Genomic DNA, 23,394 nt, shown 5'->3' with positions numbered 1-23,394 from the left:
CTTCGCGCGCAACGTTCTTGTGCCCCACCGGCCCGTGGACTAGGTTCGCCGCCTATACGTCGACCGTGGAGCCCGCCGTGGCGCTGAAGTCCGTGCGCATCCAGGTGCTCGGTTCGCTGCGGGCGTGGCACGACCGCGACGAGCTGGACCTCGGACCGCCGGGCCGGCGGGCGGTGCTGGGGCTGCTCGTGCTCGCCGGCGGCGAGGCGGTGACCACCCGCGAGCTGGTGGACGCGCTGTGGGGCGACCGGCCGCCGCGCAGCGCGCTGAACGTGCTCCAGACGCACGTCAAGCACCTGCGCCGGCTCCTGGAGCCCGACCGGCCGCCGCGCGCGGGCAGCGGGGTGCTGCCGCACGTCGGCGGTGGCTACGCCGTGCGGGTCCACGTCGTGGACGTGGACCTGCTGCACGTCCGCCGCCTGGTCGCCGAGGCGCAGGACGCGCACCGCGACGGCGACACGGCGCGGGTGGCGTCGCTGCTGGGCGAGGCGTTGCGGTGGTGGCGGGGTCGCCCGCTCGCCAACGTCCCGGTGCTGGCCAAGCACCCGGGCGTGCTGGCGCTGGTCGCGGAGCGGCGGGAGCTGCTCGCCCGGTACGGCGACGCGATGATCCAGGTCGGCGCGGCGGCGGAGGTGCTGCCCGAGGTCGCCGCGGACGTCGCCGAGCAGCCGTTGGACGAACCGGCCCAGGCCCGGCTGATCCGCGCCTACCACGCGGTCGGGCAGCGGGCCAGGGCCTTCCAGGTCTACCACGAGGTGCGCGACCGGCTGGTCGAGGAGCTGGGCGTGGACCCCGGGCCGGAGCTGGTCGCGGCGCACGCGGCGCTGCTGCGCGACGACCCGGTCACCGGGTCGGGTCCGGCGCGGGCCGGTCCCGCGGTGGGCGGCCCCGCGCCGCGTGCGCCGCGTGCGCCGGGGCAGCTCCCGGCCGACCCGGGCGGGTTCACCGGCCGGGCCGCGGCACTGTCCGAACTGGACGCCCTGCTGCCGGCCGGCGGTGGAGCGGCCGGTGGTGGAGCGGCCGATGGTGAAGCAAACGGCGGGGGAGCGGCCGGCAGGGAACAGGGTGGGGAGCAGGGCGGGGAAGCGGACGGCGGGGGACCGGGCGGCGCGGTGCGGGTCGTCGCGATCTCGGGCACCGCGGGCGTGGGCAAGACCGCGCTGGCCGTGCACTGGGCGCACCGGGTGCGCGACCGGTTCCCGGACGGGCAGCTCTACGCGAACCTGCGCGGGCACGCCCACGGCCCGCCGGCCACGCCGATCGAGGTCCTCGCCCGGTTCCTGGTCGCGCTGGGGGTGCCCGCCGAGCGCGTGCCCGTCGACGTGGGGGGCGCGTCGGACCTGTACCGCTCCCTGCTGACGGACCGGAAGGTGTTGGTGCTGCTGGACAACGCCGCCGACCCCGACCAGGTGAGGCCGCTGCTGTCCGCCGCCCCGGGGTGCCTGGTGGTGGTGACCGGTCGCGACCGGCTGGGCGGTCTGGTCGCGGTGCACGGCGCCCGCCCGCTCACCCTGGGCGTGCTCGGCCGCGCCGACGCGCTGGAGCTGCTGACCCGCGTGCTGGGGGAGCGGCGGGTGCGCGCCGAACCCGGGGCGGCGGTCGAGCTGGTCGAGCTGTGCGTGCACCTGCCGCTGGCGCTGCGGATCGCGGCGGCCGACCTCGCCGAGCACCCCGGCGCGGGCATCGCGGACCACGTCGCCGAGCTGCGGGCGGGCAACCTGCTGGCCGCGCTGGCGATGCGGGGCGACGAGCAGGCCGCGGTGCGGACCGCCTTCGACCTGTCCTGCGCGGCGCTGCCGCCCGCGGCGCGCCGGCTGTTCCGGCTGCTGAGCCTGGTGCCCGGCGCGGACGTCGGCACCGAGGCGGTGGCGGCGCTGGCCGACGTGACGCCGGAGCGGGCGGCGCGGCTGCTGGACCGGTTGGCGGGCGCGCACCTGGTCGAGCACCACGCGCCCGGCCGCCACCGCTTCCACGACCTGCTGCGCCGCTACGCGGCCGAGCAGGCGGAGCGGTGGGAACCGGCGGAGGAGCGCGCCGCGGCGCTGCGGCGGCTGCACGACTGGCACCTCAACGCCGTGGACGTCGCGGCCGGCCTGCTGTCGTCGCACCTGCTGCGCCTGCCGGTGCCCCCGACCGGGGCCCGCACGCCCTCGGGCCTCACCGACGGGGTCGGTGCGGCGTACTGGCTGGACGCCGAGCTGGGCAACCTCGTCGCGGTGGTCCGGCACGCGGCGCGGGCCGGACCGCGCCGCGTGGCGTGGCTGCTCGCGGACTCCCTGCGGGGCTACTTCTGGATGAGCACGCGCCGGGTCGAGTGGCTGGCGGTGGCGGAGGCGGGACTGGCCGCCGCCGAGGGCGCGGACGAGCCGAGGGCACCCGCCGCCGCCCGGCTCAGCCTCGCCGACCTGCACTTCCGGCAGGGCCGCTACCGGCAGGCCGTGCGGCACCACGCGCACGGGCTGCTGCTGTCCAGGCGGGCCGGGTGGGTCGAGGGCGAGGCCGCCGTGCTCGGCAACCTCGGCTGCGTGTACTGGCAGGCCGGGCGGCTCACCGCCGCCGCGGCCCGGTTCGACCGCGCGCTGGCGCTGAGCCGCGGCATCGGCCAACCCGCGGGCGAGGCCGCCGCCCTGGGCAACCTGGGCCTCGTCCACTGGGAGATGGGCCGGCTGGCGCGGGCCGCCGAGCACTACGCGCGGGCGTTGAGCCGGTACCGGCGGATCGGGTCCCGCCACGGCGAGGCGATCAACCTCGCCAACCTGGGCCAGGTGCAGCGCGTCCGCGGGCTGCCCACCGAGGCCGCCGAGCTGCTGTCCTCGGCGCTCGACCTGCACCACGAGGCGGGCGACCGCGGCAGCGAGGCCGAGGCGCACGGCCGGCTGGCCGTGACGTGCTGCGACCTCGACCTCCCGGCCGAGGCGCTGGAGCACGCGCGCGCCGGCCTGGCCCTGGCCCGGGAGGCGGGCGACCCCCGGACCGAGGCGGAGGCGCTCACCGCGCTGGCCACCGTCCACCGGCGACTGGGCCACCGGCCGGACGCGGTCCGCCGGTACCGCCAGGCGCTCGACCTGATCCGCGAGACCGGCGACCGCTACCCCGAGGTGGACGCCCTCATCGGCCTGGCGACGGCCACCGCGGGCATCGGCGACGCCCGGCACGCCCTCGCCCTGGCCCGGCACGCCGGCTACCGGGCGCTGGTGGGGCAGGCCATGGGCGTGCTGGCCGACATCCGCCTGCTCCAGGACCACCCCGGGGACGCCGCCGAGCACGCCCGCCAGGCGCTCGCCGTGCACCGCGAGACCGGTCACCGCCTCGGCGAGGCGCAGGCCCTGGCCGTGCTGCGGCGGGCGTCGCGCCGGGCTACCGCTGGACCGTGACGCCCTCGCCCACCACCTCCGGCGCGCGGTCCGCGTGGACCACGACGTCCGCCCACGGGTTCACGCCCATGACCGTGCCCAGGTCGTCGACGCGGCACGAGAACTCGCTCATGTTGAACGCGGTCCAGCTGCTCGTGCCCGGCCTCGGCGCCACCTTCTCCTCCATGCTGCCCACCCACGTGCAGCGGGGGTCGACCCCCAGCGGGGTCACCCGCGGGACGACCCAGGTGATCCCCCCGTCCACCACGCACCAGGAGAGGGAGTAGCGGTAGGTCCACAGGTCCTCGTAGTCCAGGACGACCACCGGGTCGGCGGTCGCGAGCGCCCCCTCGCACGCCGGGGTCCCGGCGGGGGCGGCGGTCGACGGTGCCGCACCGCCCACTGCCGCAACGGTTACCGCACCGGCCACCGCCCCACCGGCCACCGCCCCACCGGTTACCGCACCGGCCACCGCCGCATCGGCCACCGCCGCACCGAACCCCGCCCCGCCGAACACCGCCGCACCGGCCGCCGGGCCGGACACCGTTCCGCAGATCACGAGCACCCCGAGCAGAACCCCGGTCCTCATCGTGTCGTCCCCCTTCGTCCCCCTCGTCGCGTGGGGCCACTCTTCCGCCGCCGCTCCGACGACGGCAAGCGCCCGCGCCCGAGGTCCAGTCGATGTCCAACCGATGTCCAGTCACCGCCCCTAGCTTCGGCCCGGGAATTCCGCGCAGGACGCTTCCTGAGGGGGAGAACTGATGACAACGCGGTTCACGAGAGGGATCGCCGCGGCGGCGGTCGTGGCCACCACCGCGGCGGCGCTGGTGGGGACGGCGGGCTCGGGCTGGGCACAGCCCTTGGCCTTGCGGGCGTTCGGGATCAGCACGGACGGCAAGGTGATGACCATGTTCACCACGGACCGGCCCACCGTGCTCGACTGGGTCAGGGAGATCACGGGGCTCAGCGGCGACACCTCGTTGATCGGCATCGACTTCCGCGTCCAGAACGGCCTGATGTACGGCGTGGGCGACCAGGGCGGCATCTACACGATCACCACCCCGCCCCAGACGGACGACGTGGTCGTCACGAAGGTCTCGCAGCTGGGCGTCGCGTTGTACGGCACCAACTTCGGCGTCGACTTCAACCCCGCCGCCGACCGGCTGCGGGTGGTCGCCAACACCGGCCAGAACCTGCGGCACAACCTCGCCACCCACGCCACCGACGAGGACGCCGTCCTCACCACGCCGCCCGCGCTCGGCCCGGCCCGGGGCGTCTCGGCCGCCGCGTACACCAACAACGACCTGGACGCGAGCACCGCGACCACGCTGTTCGACATCAACACCGCCACCGACCAGCTCGTCATCCAGTCCCCGGCCAACAACGGCACCCTGGCCGCGGTCGGCTCACTTGGCTTCGACGCCCAGGCCAACGCCGGCCTGGACATCTACAGCGACCTGACCGGCGGCAGGACGACCTCGGTGTCGTTCTTCGCCACCCTCACCCCGGCGGGCGGTTCGTCGACGTTCTACGGCGTCAACCCGTTCACCGGGGCCACCACGAGCCTGGGCCGGTTCCCGCTGGGGATCAGCGACGTCGCCATCGCGCTCGACGCGGGCTGAACCGCGTCGGGGACCGGTACCCCGAGGTGGCCCGCCCCCGCTCTCCCAGGGGGCGGGCCCACCGCTGCCGCGCCCCCGACCACCTGTTCCCGTCCCGTCTCCGTCCGTCCGTCGGAAGTGGTAGGACGGGAGGTGTCGAGGCGAGGAGGTCGCCGGTGCCCGGGGTGCTGGTCGTGGGTGCGGGGATAGCGGGGCTGACCACGGCGCTGAGCCTGCACGGGGCCGGGTGGCGCGACGTCCGCGTGATCGACGCGGCGGCGGAGCTGCGGCCGGTCGGGGCCGGGCTCAACGTGCTGCCCAACGCGGTGCGGGAGCTGGCCGCGCTCGGCCTGCTGGAGGAGCTGCTGCGGGTCTCCGTCTCCACCGCCGAGCTGCGCTACCACCACCGGGGCGGCGGTCTGGTCCTGCGCGAGCCGCGCGGCGTCGAGGCGGGGTACCGGTGGCCGCAGCTGTCCCTGCACCGGGGGCCGTTGCAGGCGGTGCTGCTCGGCGCGGTGCGGGCGCGGCTCGGTCCCGGCGCCGTCACGACCGGGCTGCGGCTGGCGGACCTCGACCAGCGCGGCGACGGGCGGTGGCGCGTGGTGGCCGTGCGCCCCTCGGGTGAGCGGGAGGTGCTGGAGGCCGACGTCCTCGTCGGCGCGGACGGCATCCGGTCCGCCGTGCGGGAGATCCTGCACCCGGAGCACCCCGGCCCCCGGCGGCGGCTGGGCATGACCATCTACCGGGGCACCGCGAACCGCGCGCCGTTCTCCGGCGGGCGCACCATGCTCGTCGGCGGCGACGAGGAGCGCAAGGCCGTCGTGTACCCGCTGACGACGGCCGCGCCCGGCGGCACCGCGGTGGTCAACTGGGCGGTGGTCGCCCCGTCCCCGCACGGCGACGGGGTCGTCGACTGGAACCGGCCGGTGCCCGCGTCGGTGTTCGTCGACCAGTTCGCCGGGTGGTGCTTCGCCGACGTGGACGTGGCGGACCTGATCAACGGCAGCGACGTGGTCCTGGAGTACCCGATGGCCGACATCGACCCGGTCGAGGGCTGGTCGGTGTCCACCGCGACGCTCGTGGGCGACGCGGCGCACGCCATGGTGCCCATGGGTTCCAACGGCGCCGCGCAGTCGATCGTCGACGCCCGCGCCCTGGCCCACCACCTGACCGCCGACGACCCGGCGGCCGGGCTCGCCGCCTACGAACGCCTCCGCCGCCCGGTGACGACCCGCATCCAGCGCGCCAACCGGGAGTACGGCCCGGAGGCCGTGGTGAACCTGGCGCACCGGGCCGCGCCGGACGGCTTCGACGAGCAGGACCCGCCGTTCTCCCGCCGCGAGCTGCGGGAGCTGGTCGACGGCTACGCGGTGGCCTGCGGTTTCGACGTGGCCTCGGTCAACGCCGGGTCGCCGTTCGGCCCCCGACCCGCGTCGCCGTCCGGTCCCTGACCCGCGTCGCCGTTCGGCCCCTGACCCGCGTCACCGTCCGGTCCCTGACCCGCGTCGCCGTTCGGTCCCTGACCCGCGTCGCCGGCTGGTGCCCGGTGAGCGCGCCCGGTGCGGTGAGCACCCGTCAGCAGTCCGGGTTCATCGCCCGCGCCAGCTCCTCGGGCCGCAGTGGCGGTTCGGGCAGCGGGTGGGCGGCGTCGGCGCGCATCCCGTCGAGCAGGATCGCCAGGTGGCGGCGCCACAGCGAGGACCGGATCGCGCCCGCCGCCTCGACCGTGCGCGCCGTCCCCCAGGTCACGAACGCCAGGTCCTCCAGGGTGACGTCCGCCCGGAGCGCCCCGCTCTCCTGGGCTCGTTCAACGATCCTCACCATCAACTCGTACCCGCGCCGGTACTCCTCGGTCGGCGTGGCCTGCGGCACCCGGCGCGACACCAGGTCGTTGTAGCCGCGGTCGGCCGCCTGCTGCTCGCAGACGCGCTCCAGGAAGTGCACCAGGCCGTCCCACGGGTCGGCGAGCGACAGCGCGTGCTCCGCGATCCGCACGACCGTCTCCGCCCGGTCGGCGAACACCTCGTCGACCAGGTCGGCGCGCTGCGGGAAGTGGTTGTAGAGCGTGCCGATGCTCACCCCGGCGGTGCGGGCGACCTCCTCCAGCGGCACGTCGAGCCCGTGCCGGGCGAACAGCTCGCGGGCCGCCCCGACCAGCAGCTCCCGGTTGCGTCGGGCGTCCTTGCGCAGCGGCTTGGGTCGCGTGGTCACGCGGCCATCCTAATGAAGTTGAGGTGCCCCTCGATTTGTGTATGCTCGAATGAAGTTGAGGATGACCTCAACTTCTGGCACCACGAAGGAGCTGACGGCGCACATGGCCAAGACCCTCGCCATCTTCGGAGCAGGTCCCGTCCTCGGCCTGGCCATCGCCCGCCGCTTCGGGCGCGAGGGCTTCCGGATCGCCCTCGTCGCCCGGACCAGGGCGAACCTGGACCGCCTCGTCGCCGAACTCGCGGCCGACGGCGTCGAGGCGGCCGGGTTCACCGCCGACGTCCAGGACAACGACCAGATCGCCGTCACCGCCGCCGCCGTCACCGAGCGCTTCGGCCGGATCGACGTCGTGTCCTTCAACCCGGGCGGTGGGAATCTCGGTGAGGGCATCGCGCCCGCGCTCGACGTCACCCCGGAGAACCTCCGCCTCGTCCTGGACCGCTTCGTGGTCCCCGCCGTCGCCCTGGTGCGCGCCGTGCTGCCGGCCATGGAGGCGCGCGGCGACGGCGCGGTCCTGTTCACCGCCGGTCAGTCCGGCCTCCACCCGACCCCGTTCCTGGGCAACATCGGCATGGCCCAGGCCGCACTGCGCAACTACGTCCACAACCTCAACGCCACCCTCGCCGGGAAGGGCGTCTACGTCGGCGCGGTGAACATCGGCGCGCTGATCGAGGGCAGCGTCCCGCACCGCGCGATCACCGCGAGCCCCCCGGGGTACGAGCCGGAGGTTCTGGCCCCCGAGGTCTTCGCCGACCACTACTGGCGGCTGCACGCCGAGCGGGCCGCGCCCGAGGTGCTGGTCGGCAGCTTCGGTCGGTGAGTCGCACCGGGACGGGCGGTGCCGCTACCGTCCCGGGGACCGGCGGCGGAGGGGGACGGGGGTGGACGGGATGACCGCGGCCCACCTCGTGCTCGTCTGCCGGGCGCTGCTCTTCGGCGTGTTCCTGGTCGCCCTGGTCGGCAAGGTGCGCGGCCCCGGGGCGTTCTCGGGGTCGGTCGCCGGGCTGCTGGGGACCTCCCGGCGCGCCTCCGGGGTGGTGGCCGCCGCCGTGGTGGCGGGGGAGGGCGCCGTCCTGGTGCTGCTGGCCGTGCCCTCGACGGTGCCCGCCGGGTTCGCGGCGGCGGCGGCGCTGCTGGTGGTGTTCGGGGTGGGGATCGCACGGGCGGTGCGCGGTGGTCGCCGGGTGCCGTGCCGGTGCTTCGGCGCCTCGGCCACGCCGCCCGGCCGGGCGCACGTGGTGCGCAACCTCGTGCTGGCCTGCGCCGGGCTGCTCGTCCCGGTCGCCTCGACGCCGCCGCCCGCCGACCTCGGCGGCGTGCTCGTCGCGCTGCTCGTGGCCGCCGTCGGCGTGCTGGTCGTCACCCGCCTGGACGACCTGGTGGCCGTGTTCTCCCACCCGTGACGGCCCGCGGCCCCGGTCAGCCGGTGCCCAGGCAGACGAACGGCCGCCGCAGCGGGTCCACGGCGATCGCGTCGGCCAGCGCCACGGCCGGTCGCGCGCCGGCGGCCAGGCTGCGGTGGTAGTCGTCCATCGCGGCGGCGCACGCCTGGTCGCCCACCCGGCTCAGCGGTGCGATCACCGTGCGCGAACCGCCGGCCAGCAGCGCGCTGGCGAACCCCAGCGGCTCGTCACCCTGGCGGATGCGGTTGAGGGCCAGTTCGCATGCGGCCAGCACCACCTGGCGCGGCGGGCGGTCCAGGCCGGCCAGCTCGTACGCGTAGAGCGGCCCGTCGCTGAGCTGGAGGCGGGAGAACAGGGCGTTCTCCGGCTCGTGGACGCCGTGCGCGGCCAGGTGCGCGATCTCCGCGCCGTCCAGCGCGGCCAGCACCGCCGACGCCGTCGCCGGTTCGCCGTGCAGCAGCGACGCGGTGCGGTGGTGCGCGCCCAGCCGGTCGATCTCGCCGACCGCGGCGGGCAGTTCGGGGCCGCGGACCAGCACGGTCCGGCCGTCCGCCCCGGTCCCGGCGCGGTCGGCGGCCAGCCACGCGGTCGCCGAGGGCGCCACGACCGCGGGTCGCCCGCGCAGCGACGGCAGCACGCCCCACGGGACCGCGTAGAGCGCGCCGGTCGGCACGACCACCAGCTCCCGGTTTCCGACCAGCTCCGCCAGCGGCCGGACGAGCTGCGCGTCGAGCCGGTCCGCCTGCCTGTGCGCCGACGCCGCGAGCACCCGCACCAGCGGGTCCGGCAGGCGGTCGGGGGCCAGGGCGTTGAGGTCGGCGTTGAGCATCCGGGCGCTCTCCGACGCCGCGCCGGCCGACCCGAGCCGGACCAGCCGGACGGCGGAGCCCACCACGACGACCGCGACCAGGACGTCACCGGACGACGCGTAGCTGACCAGCGCCCGGTCGCCCAGCCGCGCCAGCACCTCCTCCGACCCGACGACCGGGCGCGGCCTGCCCCACTTGCCGGCGTGCCAGCCCAGCCGGTTGGCCTCGCGGAGGCGCTCGGCGTACCGGCCGCGCAGCGCGGACGTCGGGTGGCCCTCGTGCTCGGCCTGGTGGATCGACTGCGCGAGGCTGCGGACCTCGGCGATCCGCTCGGCCAGCTCGGGGTCGTCCACGCGGGTCAGCTGTTCGTAGCGGTACGTCTGCGCCCGGGTCCGCTCCAGCCACGAGAACAGCCGGCGGGCGTCGCCGCCCTCCAGGACCAGGGTGACGGCCAGTTCGGCCAGGTCCTGACCGTGCAGCGCCGTCCCGGACAGCAGCTCCAGGCCGCTCATCCGGTCCCGCACGTGCCCGAGGTCGGTCAGCCCCGCCCTGATCTCGGCGAGCGCGCCCGACCGGTCGCCGAGGGCCACGGCCAGCTCGGCGCGGCACAGCCGGCGCAGCATCCGGTGCTCGACCGGGGTGAGCCTGCCCGGCCGGGGCACCCGGTCGAGGACGCGCCGCGCCGCGTCGAGGTCACCGCGCCGGACCTCCAGCCGCACGGCCAGCAGCCGGGCCACGGCCGCCTGCTCGGCCAGCCGGGGCACGGGCAGCCCGTCGGCGAAGGCCAGCGTCCGCTTGACGAGCGGCCGGGGCGCCCGGCCGGCGCGCAGGGCCACCGCGGTGTCCACCCGCAGGCCCAGCAGGGTCGCGTTGGCCACGCAGTTCTCGCAGCCCCACCGGCGCATCCGCTGCCGGGCCGCGCTCGCCATCCGGCGGGCCAGGTCCAGGTCGCCGGTCAGGTACGCCGCCGCCGCCCGGTACAGCTCCGCGTTGGCCAGGTACCGGGTGGTGCCGTGCTCGGCGCGCAGCACCTCCAGCACGCCGTCGAGCTGGGTGCCCGCCTCGTCGGCGAGACCGGCGGCCATCAGCGCCTGCGCCCGGTCCACGCCGAGCAGCACCGGCAGGTCGGGACCCTGGCCCCGGGCGGAGCGCTCGCTGTCCTCGTAGCGGCGCAGGGCCGCCGGGACGTCGCCCACGCGCAGCTCCAGCACGCCCAGCGCGTGGCTCGCGTCGGTCGCCCTGGCCGACAGGCCGTGCTCGGTCGCCAGGGCGACGGCCCTGGTCAGGTCGTGCCGGGCCGCGCCGATCGCGCCGAGCCTGGTGTGCGCCGTGCCCCTGCTCCACAGCGTCTTCACGATCGACTCGACCAGCGGCGGTTCGGGCGTGCCCTCCGCGAGCCGGCGTTCCTTGTGCTCGATCACCGAGTCGAACACGGCGACGGCGGTCTCGATCAGCCCCGCGTTGAGCAGCAGCAGGCCGCGGTTGTGCGCGATCGTGCCGTCCAGCTCCGCCTTGACCTCGGGGTCCACCACCTCGTCGACCAGTCGGCGCACCTCGGCCAGCCCGTCGAGCCCCGCGGCGGGTCCCGCCTTCTCCGCGGCGAGCGTCGCCAGCGTGGACGACAGCCGGATGCGGGTCACCAGCCACTCGGACCGGGTGGCCGGGTCGACGGGGTCGATCGTCTCGGTCAGGCTCTGCCCCCGGCGGAGCAGTCTCACCGCTTCCCGGTGCCTCCCGGAGCACGACGCGTCGACTCCGTCGCGGTGCAGTCCGCGCGCTTTGTCGATCACTGCGATCTCGGCCGGGAATGCGGTCACAGGCACTCGTCCATGAGATCACAGGACCGAACGGGACAACGCCCGCCGACCAGGGGTCCGGTCGGCGGGCGCTGTCACCTTTCACGGTCAGGGCTGGGTGGCCGGGACCTTTTCCACGCACCCGCCGCCGATGCACTCGGCGGTGGACGCGCCCTCCTCCGACTGCTCGGTGCCGCTCTGCTGTTCCTGCTGCTCGCCGTGCTGTTCCGGCACGTCCGTCAGCGTGGTGACGCCCTGTGGGACGTCCTCCCCCAAGAACTCGGTCTCCGTGGTCGTAGACAAAGAGATCTTCCTCCCCTGAATGATCTTGTCCAGTCCATCGAGCAACGACTCAACCGACTTCGCTGAGTCAGTCCGACGGCCCCCTCGTGCCGCGAACGGGTCAATCGTGGCACAACGGAGTATTGATCGGAGCTGAATTCCCCACATCGAGTAGCGAGTGCGGGGTGACGTGGGCCGATGGTGCGACGGGTGTCGTCCTCCCGGGTGTGCGCCGCCGGACGGAGCAGCCCTTTCCGGTCGTCGTCCGGCGCCGGGGCGGGGGCGCCGGCCGCGGAGCGGTAACGGGGGACGTGCCGCCGGACGTGGTGCCGGGTGGACGGCGGTGGGGTCCGGGTGCGCCGGGGGTGTGCCGCACCGCGGTCGCGACGTGGTGCGGGGGTCGTGGTGTTGCGCGTTCGCTTCACGGTGGGGACCCGGGGCGGCTGCGGGTGGTGGCCGGCCTGGTCGTCACCACCCGCCGCGGCGGCACGGCGCTGCACGCGCTGACCGCGCTCGGGTCGGCGCCGCTCGACAGCCGCGGGCCCGGGTTCGCGGAACTGCCCGCCTGAACCGCGCCCGGCGCGCCGCCGGTCGTTTTCCTGGGTGCCGCGCCGCGCTCTCCGGCGGTTGCCCGTGAATCTGCACGTGCACGCGCCGGTGATCGCGCATCGGGACCCCGAAAAGGCTGGAAATGCATTCCAAATCGCCGACGACGCTCCGGGCGGTCGGGGGAAAATCTTGCCAAAATGGTCGATTCGCGGCGAAATCTTTCCCGGAGCGACTGCACGCCCCCCTGTCAACCCCTTGCTGACCTGCGAAGACGTGGAATACTGCGAGGTGCCGGCCTGCTCGGCGCGGCGTCAGCCTGCGCATTTGTCCGGACAATGGGGGCCATTCGAGTTCGTTATGTGAAAAAATCCTGTCAATCGGCGGGCAATGGGCTACGGTTGCGTCGCTCCGCGCGGAAGCGGAGAAACTGGGGATGCTGGAGGGGACTTTGAGCAGGCCATCTGTTCTGTTGATCGGTGCCGATCCTTACGTGTTGCGGGCGTGCCAGCGCCACGACATCGAGCCGGTGCTGCTGTGCAATTCGTCGGCGTACGACTCCGGCCGCGTCCAGCTGCCGCCGGGCGGCACGCTGATCCGCGTCGACGACGTGACCAACGTGGAGGACTGCCTGGCGGCCCTGCACCGGGCGGGCCTGGGCGACCGGGAGTTCCTCGCCGTGCAGACCACCTGGGAGTACGCCGTGGTGACCGCGGCCGTGCTCGGGCGCGCCCTGGGCACCCGGACGATCGACCCGGGCACCGCGCTGCTCTTCCGCGACAAGTCGCTGCAGAAGGCGGCGTTGCGGGCGGCAGGCGTGCCCGTCACCCGCACCCAGGTCGTCGAGGACCTGTTCAACGTCGCCGACGTGCCGCTGGAGTTCGAGCGCGCCGTGCTCAAGCCCATCGCCGGCGGCGGGACCACGTCCACCAGCGTGGTGCGCGGTCGCGAGGACCTGGAGGCGGCGAGCCGGGCCGCCCGCCTGGCCAAGGAGACCAGCCGGACGTTCCTGCTGGAGGAGTTCGTCGAGGGCGACGAGTGGATGGCCGAGGGCGTGGCCTTCGACGGCGAGGTGCTGTTCTTCGGCCTGGGCGCCTACACCCAGCCCTGCCTCGACGCCATCACCGGCCAGGAGCCGATCTCGCTGCGGCGGCTCGACCCCGTGCAGGAGCCGGAGGCGTACGAGGCCGCCGACCCGGTCGTGCGCGAGGCGATCAAGGTGCTGGGCCTGCGGGACGGCGTGTTCCACATGGAGATGTTCCGGGAGGAGGGCACCGGGCGGATCGTGTTCAGCGAGTGCGCCGCCCGCCGCGGCGGCGCGCTGACGCAGGAGCAGGTGCTCGCGAAGTTCAACGTCGACCTCGGCGAGGCCGCCCTGCTGTGCGCCATCGGCCGCCAGCCCGAGATCGAGGTCAAGGTCAACCCGAACGTCGTCGGCTGCGCCGGCCTGTTCGGCCCGCCCGGAACGGTCATCGGCTACCCGACCGCCGACGAGCTGATCGCCCAGCCCGACGTGGCGTTCGCGCAGATGTACGTGCCGCCGGGCCACACCCTGGCCGACAAGTTCTCCGCGTCGGCCGACATGCTCGGCGCGCTGCTGCTCGTCACGGAGGACGTCGACCGGTTCCAGGCGCGCGTCAAGGAGCTGCGCGCGTGGTTCGCCGAGCGCCTCGTGGTGGCCGAGCCGTGGCTCACCAGCGGTGAGCGCTGGGCGCTGGAGCGCAGGCGCGCGCCGGAGCGCGAGTACCGCGACTGGCTCTACGACGGCGAATGAGCGACCGGGAGGACGTCGACCCGGTACCCGGTACCGGGGAGCGGCCGGGCGGGGGACCGCTCGGCCGCGCCCGGCGGGCGGTCCTGCGCGTGCTGCCCCCACCGGGGCCGCAGCGGGCCCTGCTGGGATCGGTCTTCGCGGTCACCGCCGGCGGCGGGATGCTGCTGGGCAGCAGCACCCTGTACCTGACCCGGATCATCGGCATGTCGCCGGTCGAGGTCGGGTTCGGCCTCACCGCCGGCGCGGCGGTCGGGCTGGCCGCCGGACCGCTGGTCGGGCACGCGGCCGACCGCCGCGGGCCCCGCGAGGTGCACATCGCCACGATGCTGTGCGGCGCGGCGGCCACCGCCGGGTTCGTGTTCGTGCGGTCGTTCTGGGCGCTGGCCCTGGTGTCGCTGCTGACCGCGCTCGTCGGCGCGGCCGGCTCGGCGAGCCGGGCACCGCTGATCCGGGCGGTGGCGGGCGACCGCACCACGTGGTTCCTGTCCTACCAGCGCGCGGTGTCCAACGTCGGCGTCATGCTGGGCATCCTGATCGCCACCATCGGCATCCAGCTCGACACCGGGCCGGTGTACGTCGCCATGATCCTGGGCAGCGCGGCCACGTTCCTGCTGTCCGGCGCGATCCTGACCAGGCTCGCGCACGTCGTGCCGCTGCCGGTGGAGGCCACCCAGCGGCGGTGGGTGGCGCTCACCGACCGGCCGTACCTGGCCATCACGCTGGTCAACGGCGCGATGTCCGTGCACCTGGCCATCCCCAGCTTCGCGCTGCCGCTGTGGATCGTGGACAGCACGTCCGTGCCGCGCTGGGCGATCACCGCGGTGATCCTCGTCAACGGCGTGCTGATCGTCGCGTTCCAGGTCCGCCTCAGCCGGGGCGTGGTCGACCCGCGCTCGGCGGGGCAGCGGATGCGGTGGGCGGGCGGCGCGCTGCTGGTGGCGTCGGCGCTCATCGGCCTCACCGCCGCGCTGCCGACGTGGACGGCCGCGTTCGTGCTCCTGCTCGGCGTGGTGGTCTACACGCTGGGCGAGCTGTGGCACGCGGCGGCGTCGTTCGAGCTGGCCTTCGGGTTGGCGCTGCCGCACGCGCAGGGCCAGTACGCCGGGATCTTCGGCCTGGGCGCGGGCGCGGCGAACGCGGCGGGGCCCGCCCTGCTGGCCGCGCTGTGCCTGGACCAGGGGCTGCCCGGCTGGGTGGCGCTGGGCGTGCTGCTGCTGGGCCTGGGCCTGGTGACGCCGTTCGTGGTGCGGTGGGCGCAGCAGAGCCGCCTCGACGCGGCGGCGCGGGTGCCCGTCGAGAAGTGACCGCGCCCCTCGGGAAGTGACCGCGCCCCTCGGGAGGTGACCGCGCCCGTCGGGAGGTGACCGGACCCGGCTCGGACGTCCCCCGTCCGAGCCGGGTCGCCCGCGCCGGCCTCAGCGCACGTCCACCAGCACCGTGCCCGACGCCGTCCGCTCGATCAGCGGCACGACCTTGTCCTCGGCGTCGCCGTCGCCGGTGTAGGACAGCCGCCCGCTGGCACCCGGCACGGCGTTCGCGTCGTGCAGGGTGTGGATGACCTTGAGCACCTCGCGGTGGTCCAGCGGTGTCCGCTGCTCGGGGTCCACGGCCTTCGTGACGAGGGCGAGCGCGGTGAGCACGGCGTCGTAGGACAGGACCGCGCCGTCGTCGCGCAGCGCCGCGCCGCTCACCGCGTAGTCCGGCAGCCCCGGACCGGTGAAGTCCTCGACGGCCTGCCTGCTCATCCGCCACTCCTCACCCCTGGCCGCCAGCACCGAGTAGCTCTCCAGCAGGTCGGGGGCCGCCAGGTCGGTCTGGATGATCCTGATGCCGCCGGCCATGCCCGCGCGGAACTTCTCGGTGCCCGCCTGCTCGTCGCTGGGGCTGTCGTCGCCGGTCAGGATCACGAGTTCCCGGCCCTTCTCGCACGGCTCGTCGCCCAGCGCCTCGACCAGCGCGCCGAGGTGCACGCCCCGCCCGGCGAAGTAGAAGACGCGGGTGCTCGCGTAGCAGATGTTGGCCTGGTCGGCCCGGAACGTGACCCTGATGTCCTTCAACCTGCTGTCGTACGTCATGGTCTTGAGGACCTCGACGCCCAGCGCCCCGGCCTGGGTCCCGAACTGCTCGGCGAGGTCGACGGAGTACTGGTCGTCGGTGTTCCGGTCGGTGATCACCACGACCCCCCGGGGTGTCGGCCCGGCACCGGGAGCGGCCCGCGCGGCGTCGGCGTCGAGGACCTCCCGGGCCTTCTGCGCGGCCACCGCGGCCTGCCGGGAGTTGTTGGGCGCCGGGCGGAGCAGCCCGTCGACCTCGCGCAGCGAGTCGGAGGTCATCGTCGAGGCCACCAGGGGCACCTGGTTCCGGGACAGCACCGTGAGCGCCTCCACCGCCGGGGCGAGGCTCTGCCCGAACCCGGTCACCGCCACGAGCCGGTCGGGCGCCCCGCGCCTGCGGAGCAGCTCGTCCACCGCCGGCCGCCAGTGCGTGAAGCCCTCGCCCGCGTTGGCGGGCAGCAGGACCACCTTCGGCACGTCGTCCTCGTTGTAGAGGGCCTGGGCGCGCACGGCGCCCTCCAACTGGTGCTCGACCTGCTCCACGGGCTCGATCGCGTGCGCGCCGCGCGGGGTCAGGGTGAGCAGGACCGCGATGCTGACGTGCTCCGGGTCCCGCGCCGCGACCTCGTTCTGCACCCGGATGCGTTCCATGACGCCCTGGAGCGCGGGCCGGCCGAAGTCGAACGCCCGGCCAGGGTCGGCGACCCCGACGCACTGCTCCTCGACCAGCGCGAGCCCTTCCTGGTCGTCGCAGACCGGTTCGCGCACCGCCCGCGCCACCGCCACGACCACCGCGAGCAGGACGACCACCGCCGAGCACAGCGCGAGGACCTTCCGCCTGTCCCACCGGGGCCGCGCGTCGGGGATGTCCACTCGGGTCACCGCTGTTCCTCCCTGTCCTGGTGGGGCGGACCGGGTCGGCGCGGTCGCCGGCGGCCCAGTTCCTCGTGCCGGTCGGCGGCGTCGAGGAACTCGACCTGCCCGCTGCGCGCCAGCCCCGCCACCTGCCTCAGGTGGGTGGCGGTCGTGATGTGGTGGTCGGCCCACTCGTCGATCAGGTGGACGTCGCCGGTGGCGTGCCACGACAGCAGCACGGCCTCGACCGGCGAGCGGAACGCCCCGGGCGGCGGCTGGCCCGGTCGGGCGGGGCAGGACGCGACGACCTCCACGACCTCCAGCCAGCGCCGGCCGCCGACGGTGGTGAGCAGCTCCTCCAGCCGCCGCAGCACGGCGTCGACGTCCCCCGCGGCGAACAGGTGGTGCAGCTCGCCCTCCTCGTCGCCGCGCCGCTTCGCGAACCCGGCGAGCCGGGTGAACACCGCCTCCCACGAGTCCGACGCGTCGGCCGGTCGCCCGGCCAGCCGTTCGACCAGCAGCAGCCGCAGCAGCGGGTGCATCACCGGGACGCCGTCCGGTCCCGTGCACGCCCACTCGGTCGCCGGTGCGGGACCCGTCAGCCGCGCCCGGCGCGCGTCCGCCATCAGCAGGGCGGCCTCGGCCTGGTTCCTGGCCGCCGAGCGGGTCACGGCGTCCTCGACGCCGGTGGTCCGCCCCGCCAGCAGCCGGTCCAGCAGGTGCTCGCGCAGCGGACCCGAACCGTCGTGGGCGTGCACGCCCAGCAGGGGGCCGGGCACCCACTCGGCCGGGGGGAGCAGGCTCGCGGCGCGCACCAACTGGGCGGCCGCCCCGGGGTGGCCGGCGCTGAGCCGCAGCACGGAGGACACGAGGCGCTCCCGGTGCCGCTCCGGCACGCCCACCTCGGCGGCCATCGCCTCGACCTGCGGCGCGGTGAGCCCCGACAGCGGCAGCGGGGTGTACGGCCCGCGAACCGCGGTGGCGCCGCGGCTCAACCGCCGCACCTCCTCCCGGTCGGCCGGGAGCACTTCGTCGCGCGGCAGCCCCAGCCTCTCCACCAGCGCGCGGTCGCCCACCGCGACGAGGGTCGCCCTGGCGCGCGCCCCCGCGGCGAGCGCCCCGCCCCAGGCGCGCAGCAGCGGCGCGGCGTCGATGTCGCTGCTCAGCACGACCACCGGGTCCACCCGGCGCCCGCCGGGTTCCACCGCCGCCAGGTCCTCCAGGAAGGCCGTCATCAGGACGCGGTCGGCGTGGTCCCGGGAGTCCTGGTCGACGCGCGCGGACAGGTCGGCGAACGCGCCCAGCGACCCGGCCCGGCGGTGCCAGTCGTGCCCGCCGCCCGGCCGGGTCCAGCGGGGCCGGAGCAGCCGGGCGCCCGCCCGGTGGGCCGCCGACCGGGCCCAGTCGCCGAGCCCCGCCACGTCGACCAGCCCGCCCAGCGCGGCCTCCAGCGCGTGCCGCGACCGCGGCGGTGGCAGCAGGCCGTCGACGGCCCCGCCGCCCGCGCGCCGGGTCGACGCCGCGACGAGGTGGCCCAGCAGCCCGGAGAAGTCCCAGGGGCCGTCCTGCGCGACCAGCCTGAGCGCCGCCTCCAGCAGCAGGTCGGGCACCGGCGGGGTGGTGCGGTCCTCGTCCGCGCCGAGCAGCACCCACCACTGGCCCCGCGCCGCCAGGTCGTCGCACAGCCACCGCTCGGTGCGCGACCTGCCCGACCCCGGTGGCCCGAACAGCACGGGCGCGGTGGTCCGCTCCTGCGGCGCGGTCGCGCCCGGCGCGCCGAGCACGATGACCGACCGGAGGACGTCGAACACCGGGTCCGACTCGTCGCGCGGGATCGCGGGCAGCGCGGGGCCGGTCTCCCGCGCGCCGTCGTCGGCGACCTCGGCGGCCCGGGAGGTGCGCCCGCCGAAGAGGCACAGCCAGGCCGTCAGGGCGACGCCCCGGAAGGGCTCGGTGAACGCGGTGAAGTCGTACCGGTCGCGGATGGCCGCGACCTCGTCGACGATGTTGTCGTGGAAGTCCGCGGAGACCACCAGCGCCAGCACGGCGCCCGACTCGCGGAGCCGCTCCCGGACGTGCCGCGCGTCCTGGATGCGGGTGGCGTGCTCCATCGCCTTGGAGACCTCGGTGGTCCCCGCCGGGGTGACCTCGCCGTAGTGCAGCGCGACCCTGAGCCGCAGGCTGCTCTGCTCGTTGGACCTCTCGTTGTGCTCCAGCAACCCGTCCACCAGTTCGCTGACGAACCGGCGCGCCAGGCGGGCCTTGGGCACCGTGCCGTCGACCAGGATGTGGTAGCCGTCCCCGCGGTCCCGGAAGTCGCAGTGCTCCGGCGCGATGCCCGCCTCGTCGAGGGCGCCGTCGACGATCCCGCGCAGGGAGTGGACCGCGTGGAACCGGTGCCCCACGCGCCTGCCCTCGGCACTGGAGCCCGCGATGTCCACCGAGATTATCGATCGGTGGTGCGCCTCAGGGTGGAGCGACAAGGTTGTTCCTCTCTCGGCCCCCGGTTCGGAAGAGTGGCCGTCGCCGCTCTTCCGACCACCCGCAGTGTGGGAAAGCGCTGAGGCGGGCACTGTGCCACATGACGCAGAACTCCGATTTTTCGGATAACGCGTGCTCACCCGGGGGAAAGGTGTTGATTTTTTCCGGACCGGTGAATACGGGGTCGAGGGTGAACCTGTCCGCGTGATTGTTCGGGCGTTGGGGTGAATGCGCCGAAAGAAGTGGCGCGGAATGCGTTATCGGCCGACAGGGGGCGGGGAAGGCGTGCTGCGCCGGTCGGGGGAGGCGCGGTTTCGCAAGGTTGCGCCAAGCGTTGCCCGCGCCCGCCGGGCGCAAGACCATGGTCGCCCCACGGCCGAAAGGACCGCCCAGTGCGCGCACTCCTCGTCGCAGCCCTCCTCGCCGCCTCGCTCCCCGCGCCGGGCCTCGCCGCACCCGGTGCCGCGGCCTCGGGTGCGGCTGCCTCGGGTGTGACCGCCTCGGGTGTCGCTGCCTCGGGTGTGACCGCCTCGGGTGCGGCAGCGCCGGCGTCCACGCTGGCTGAGGCGGCGCGGCGGACCGGGCGGTACTTCGGCGTCGCCGTCGCCGGGCGCAAGCTGTCCGACCCGGTCTACGCGGCGATCCTCGACCGCGAGTTCGACGTGGTCACCCCCGAGAACGAGATGAAGCTCGACGCGACCGAACCGCAGCGGGGCCGGTTCACGTTCGCCGCGGCCGACCCGATCGTCGAGCACGCCCTGCGCGGCGGCAAGCGGGTGCGCGGCCACACCCTGCTGTGGCACGCCGGTCAGCCCTCGTGGTTGGCGGCGTTGAGCGGCACGGCGCTGCGCGCCGCGATGCTCGACCACGTCACGGGGGTCGCCGCCCACTACCGGGGCCGGGTCCACGCCTGGGACGTGGTGAACGAGGCGTTCGCCGACGGCACGTCCGGCCGCCGCCGCGACTCGAACCTCCAGCGCACCGGCGACGACTGGGTCGAGGCCGCGTTCCGCGCCGCCCGCGCCGCCGACCCGGGCGCGAAGCTCTGCTACAACGACTACGGCATCGAGGACCGGGCGCACGCCAAGACCCGCGCGGTCCTCGACATGGTGCGCGACTTCCGGCAGCGCGGCGTGCCGATCGACTGCGTCGGCCTCCAGTCGCACTTCGGCGCCGCCAACCCGGTGCCCGTCGACTTCGCGGCGACCCTGCGCGACTTCACCGACCTCGGCGTGGAGGTGCAGGTCACCGAGCTGGACGTGGAGGGCTCCGGCGCCGCCCAGGCCGACGACTTCGGCCGCGTGACGAGGGCGTGCCTGGCGGTGCCCCGGTGCGCCGGGATCACGGTGTGGGGCGTCCGCGACACCGATTCGTGGCGCGCCGGCAGCACGCCCCTGCTGTTCGACGGCGCGGGCAACCCGAAACCCGCCCACGCCGCCGTGCTGCGGGCGCTCCACTGCGGACGGACCGGATAACGGTTCCGGCGGCATCATCGCGGGGTGTGCGCCACCGCGCACCGCACAAAGTGGGAAATGCCGGGAAATCCCCCGCGCGGCGCGGTCCGCACCCGGATGCGCACCCCCTTCGTGCGGAATACCAGCGCGGACCCCGGGAAGCGGTAACGGCGCATCCGACCGCACCGATCCCCGACGTGTGATCGGGTGGTCCGGTCTGAGGGGAAAGGCGACAACCATGCCGTTACCAGGCGCCACCCGCCGCGCTGCCGGTGGACCGCTGAGACGACTGCTCGTGCTCGCCGTCGCCGCCCTGGCGCCCGTGCTGCCCGTCGTCCCCGCCGCGTCCGCCGAGTCGAGCCGCGTGCCGCGACCGGACGAGGTGGGCGGGGCCACCGCGACCACGTCCGCGCTGCTCGGCGCGGAACCGCCCGCCGGCGCGGGCAGCGTGGGCTTGACCCCCACCGTGACCGCCACCTTCGACCGGACCATCGCCGACGCCGAGGTGCGGTTCACGCTCACCGGGCCGGCCGGGGCGGTCGAGGGCCGGGTCGCCCCGGCGAGCGGCCCGACCGCGGGGTTCACCCCCGACGCGCCGCTCCTCCCGGGCACGACCTACACCGCCTCCGTGCAGGCCGGCGACGCCACCGCCACCTGGTCGTTCACCACCGGCACCCCGCGCTCGGCCGACTGCCCGTGCACGATCTGGGACGACTTCGCCGTCCCGGGCCGCCCCGCCACCGACGACCCCGACCCGGTGGAGCTGGGCGCGAAGGTGCACTTCACCGGCCGGGGGGAGGTGCTCGGCGTCCGGTTCTACAAGGGCCCCGGCAACACCGGCACGCACACCGGCTCGCTGTGGTCGGCCGCCGGGCGGCGCCTGGCGACCGGCACGTTCACCGACGAGACCACGACCGGCTGGCAGTCGCTGACCTTCGCCGCGCCCGTCGCGGTGGAGCCCAACACGACCTACGTCGTCTCCTACTTCGCGCCGCGCGGCCACTACGCGATCGACGAGACGTTCTTCGGCAACTACGGCCGGCTGATCGGCCACGACCAGGTCTGGGCCGTCGCCGACACCGCCACCACGCCCAACGGCCTGTTCCGCTACGGCGGCGGGATGCCCGACAGCGGCTACCACGCGTCGAACTACTGGGTCGACGTCGTCTACCGGCACGGCGCGGACGGCGACTACACCCGGCCCGTGCTCGACACCCGCGACCCGGCCCCGGACAGCGCGGGCGCGCCCGCGACCGGCGTGCTCACCCTCGGCTTCGACGAACCGATCGACCCGGCGTCGCCGACGATCACGCTGTCGGACGACGGCCGCGCCGTGCTGCACGGCACCGCCGCGCTGTCCGACGACCGGAGGACCGTCACCTGGACCCCGGACGCCCCGCTCGCCCCCGGCACCCGCTACACCGCGAGCGCCGTGGTGGCCGACGCGCGCGGCAACGCCCTGGCCGTGCCCGCGACCTGGTCGTTCACCACCGCGCCCGGCACCGCGTGCCCGTGCTCGCTGTTCAGCGCCGCGACCGTGCCCGAGGTACCGGCGAGCCCCGACAGCGGCCCGTTCGAGCTGGGCGTCCGCTTCGGCACCTCCACCCCGGGCACCGTCACCGGCGTGCGGTTCTACAAGGGCCCCGGCAACACCGGCACGCACACCGGCTCGCTGTGGGCGGCGGACGGCACGCTCCTGGCCACCGGCACGTTCACCGGCGAGACCGACACCGGCTGGCAGGAGCTGACCTTCGCCACCCCGGTCCGGATCGGCGCCAACCGGGTGTACGTGGCCTCCTACACCGCCCCGAACGGCCACCACGCCATGGACCACGGCTACTTCGACCGCCGCCCCCGCGTGTTCTCCGAACCGCTCTGGACCGCCGCCGGCCCGTACGCCAACGGCAGGTTCCGGCAGGGCGCAGGCTTCCCGACCGACTACTACGGCGGCAACAACTACTGGGTGGACGTCGTCTTCACCGCCCCGGCGTAGCGCGGGGGCCCCGCCGAACGATCCCCACCACGGGGGACCACTCCCCGTCCGCCGCCCCCAGAGGAGTCCGCATGTCCCGCTTACCCAGGCTGCTCGCGACCGTCGCCGTCGCGGCCCTGGTCCTGTCCGGCTCCGCCCAGGCGGTCGACCAGCACCGCCCGGTTCGCGTCCCCGCCCACCACGCCGCGCCCGCGACGCTGTCGGCGGCCTCGCCGGAGTCGCCGCTCGGCATCCCCGGGCCGCGGGCCGTGTCCTGCGTGGAGGGCTGCGAGTTCGTCACCCGTCCCGCGCCGGAGGTCGTCAGCGACGACGTGAGCCCCACCGAGGTCGGCCTGCGGACCGTCTTCGACCGGCCCGGCCACGTCCTCGGGGCCTCCCTGCTGCGCGGCGCCTACCGCGGCCCCGTCACGCTGCGCCTGTGGCAGGACGGCGCGCTGCTCGCCGAACGCGCCTGGGCCCACCCCGGCCGGATGGCGGAGATCTTCTTCGCCACCCCCGTCCCGGTCCAGGCCGGCCGCGAGTACGTGATCTCCTACTACAGCCCGTACGGCGGGTACCTGACCTCCCCGGACTACTACACCGCCCCGGTGACCCACGGCCCCTTCACCGCGCCGGCGGGAGCGGGCGTCCTGCGCCGCGGCGAGGGCGGCGGCTTCCCCACCGAGAACCGCGGCAACAGCACCTACTGGGTCAACCCGGAGTTCCGCGGCTGACCGGCGCACCGGGCGGGGACCGGTGCTCACTTGTGGCACGACGGAACGCGCGCGGCGGCGTAGAAACGG

16 protein-coding genes are annotated in these 23,394 nt (G+C 75.2%); 10 read left to right on the top strand and 6 right to left on the bottom strand.

What is annotated here, in order from left to right; all coding sequences use genetic code 11:
* Positions 1-77: 77 nt before the first annotated feature.
* A complete protein-coding gene (locus tag ACRAKJ_RS27900; RefSeq protein WP_438921610.1) occupies positions 78-3,374 on the top strand; it encodes a BTAD domain-containing putative transcriptional regulator in 3,297 nt (1,098 codons plus the stop codon).
* Here the strand turns inward: ACRAKJ_RS27900 and ACRAKJ_RS27895 are convergent.
* Positions 3,358-3,942, bottom strand: a complete 585-nt coding sequence (locus ACRAKJ_RS27895) for a hypothetical protein (protein ID WP_438921609.1) — start codon at positions 3,940-3,942, stop codon at positions 3,358-3,360. The genes ACRAKJ_RS27900 and ACRAKJ_RS27895 overlap by 17 nt on opposite strands.
* 172 nt (positions 3,943-4,114) lie before the next feature.
* On the opposite strand from ACRAKJ_RS27895, the gene ACRAKJ_RS27890 reads away from it, so the two are divergent.
* Both ACRAKJ_RS27890 and ACRAKJ_RS27885 read left to right on the top strand, forming a co-directional pair.
* Positions 4,115-4,975, top strand: a complete 861-nt coding sequence (locus tag ACRAKJ_RS27890; protein WP_438921608.1) for a DUF4394 domain-containing protein — start codon at positions 4,115-4,117, stop codon at positions 4,973-4,975.
* Between the two features lie 155 nt (positions 4,976-5,130).
* Entirely contained in the window at positions 5,131-6,405 is a 1,275-nt protein-coding gene (locus ACRAKJ_RS27885) for an FAD-dependent monooxygenase (RefSeq protein WP_438921607.1), read from the top strand.
* Between the two features lie 124 nt (positions 6,406-6,529).
* On the opposite strand, the gene ACRAKJ_RS27880 is transcribed toward ACRAKJ_RS27885, so the two are convergent.
* Positions 6,530-7,165: a TetR family transcriptional regulator gene (locus tag ACRAKJ_RS27880; RefSeq protein ID WP_438921606.1), complete on the bottom strand. Its 636-nt coding sequence runs from the start codon at positions 7,163-7,165 to the stop codon at positions 6,530-6,532.
* 61 nt (positions 7,166-7,226) lie between these two features.
* On the opposite strand from ACRAKJ_RS27880, the gene ACRAKJ_RS27875 reads away from it, so the two are divergent.
* Together ACRAKJ_RS27875 and ACRAKJ_RS27870 are read left to right on the top strand one after the other, a co-directional pair.
* Positions 7,227-7,985 carry an SDR family NAD(P)-dependent oxidoreductase gene (locus ACRAKJ_RS27875; protein ID WP_438921605.1) on the top strand — a complete coding sequence of 253 codons (759 nt, stop codon included), beginning with the start codon at positions 7,227-7,229 and terminating at the stop codon, positions 7,983-7,985.
* 70 nt (positions 7,986-8,055) lie between these two features.
* On the top strand, positions 8,056-8,568 hold the full coding sequence (locus ACRAKJ_RS27870; RefSeq protein WP_438921604.1) for a MauE/DoxX family redox-associated membrane protein: 513 nt from the start codon (positions 8,056-8,058) through the stop codon (positions 8,566-8,568).
* Between the two features lie 16 nt (positions 8,569-8,584).
* Here the strand turns inward: ACRAKJ_RS27870 and ACRAKJ_RS27865 are convergent, their stop codons facing one another.
* Both ACRAKJ_RS27865 and ACRAKJ_RS27860 read right to left on the bottom strand, forming a co-directional pair.
* Complete coding sequence (locus ACRAKJ_RS27865) at positions 8,585-11,194, bottom strand: CHAT domain-containing protein (protein ID WP_438921603.1); 2,610 nt, start codon at positions 11,192-11,194, stop codon at positions 8,585-8,587.
* 87 nt (positions 11,195-11,281) lie between these two features.
* Entirely contained in the window at positions 11,282-11,476 is a 195-nt protein-coding gene (locus ACRAKJ_RS27860; RefSeq protein ID WP_438921602.1) for a hypothetical protein, read from the bottom strand.
* Between the two features lie 1,018 nt (positions 11,477-12,494).
* On the opposite strand from ACRAKJ_RS27860, the gene ACRAKJ_RS27855 reads away from it, so the two are divergent.
* Positions 12,495-13,775 (top strand): ATP-grasp domain-containing protein, encoded by a 1,281-nt coding sequence (locus tag ACRAKJ_RS27855; protein WP_438921601.1) that lies wholly within the window; start codon positions 12,495-12,497, stop codon positions 13,773-13,775.
* Positions 13,772-15,079 carry an MFS transporter gene (locus tag ACRAKJ_RS27850; RefSeq protein WP_438921600.1) on the top strand — a complete coding sequence of 436 codons (1,308 nt, stop codon included), beginning with the start codon at positions 13,772-13,774 and terminating at the stop codon, positions 15,077-15,079. The genes ACRAKJ_RS27855 and ACRAKJ_RS27850 overlap by 4 nt, the downstream gene beginning before the upstream one ends.
* A 111-nt stretch (positions 15,080-15,190) precedes the next feature.
* On the opposite strand, the gene ACRAKJ_RS27845 is transcribed toward ACRAKJ_RS27850, so the two are convergent.
* Together ACRAKJ_RS27845 and ACRAKJ_RS27840 are read right to left on the bottom strand one after the other, a co-directional pair.
* Positions 15,191-16,711, bottom strand: a complete 1,521-nt coding sequence (locus tag ACRAKJ_RS27845; protein ID WP_447008732.1) for a hypothetical protein — start codon at positions 16,709-16,711, stop codon at positions 15,191-15,193.
* Complete coding sequence (locus ACRAKJ_RS27840; protein WP_438926631.1) at positions 16,708-19,125, bottom strand: hypothetical protein; 2,418 nt, start codon at positions 19,123-19,125, stop codon at positions 16,708-16,710. The genes ACRAKJ_RS27845 and ACRAKJ_RS27840 overlap by 4 nt, the downstream gene beginning before the upstream one ends.
* 432 nt (positions 19,126-19,557) lie before the next feature.
* On the opposite strand from ACRAKJ_RS27840, the gene ACRAKJ_RS27835 reads away from it, so the two are divergent.
* From ACRAKJ_RS27835 to ACRAKJ_RS27825, 3 genes are all read left to right on the top strand, one after another.
* Positions 19,558-20,640, top strand: coding sequence for an endo-1,4-beta-xylanase (locus tag ACRAKJ_RS27835; RefSeq protein ID WP_438926632.1), 1,083 nt, complete (start codon positions 19,558-19,560; stop codon positions 20,638-20,640).
* Positions 20,641-20,857: 217 nt separating this feature from the next.
* Positions 20,858-22,612 carry a DUF4082 domain-containing protein gene (locus ACRAKJ_RS27830; RefSeq protein ID WP_438926633.1) on the top strand — a complete coding sequence of 585 codons (1,755 nt, stop codon included), beginning with the start codon at positions 20,858-20,860 and terminating at the stop codon, positions 22,610-22,612.
* Positions 22,613-22,683: 71 nt separating this feature from the next.
* On the top strand, positions 22,684-23,325 hold the full coding sequence (locus ACRAKJ_RS27825; RefSeq protein ID WP_438926634.1) for a DUF4082 domain-containing protein: 642 nt from the start codon (positions 22,684-22,686) through the stop codon (positions 23,323-23,325).
* Positions 23,326-23,394 lie beyond the last annotated feature (69 nt).

The organism is Saccharothrix sp. DSM 118769 (genome assembly GCF_052936295.1).
This window is presented reverse-complemented; position numbering and strand designations above follow the sequence as displayed.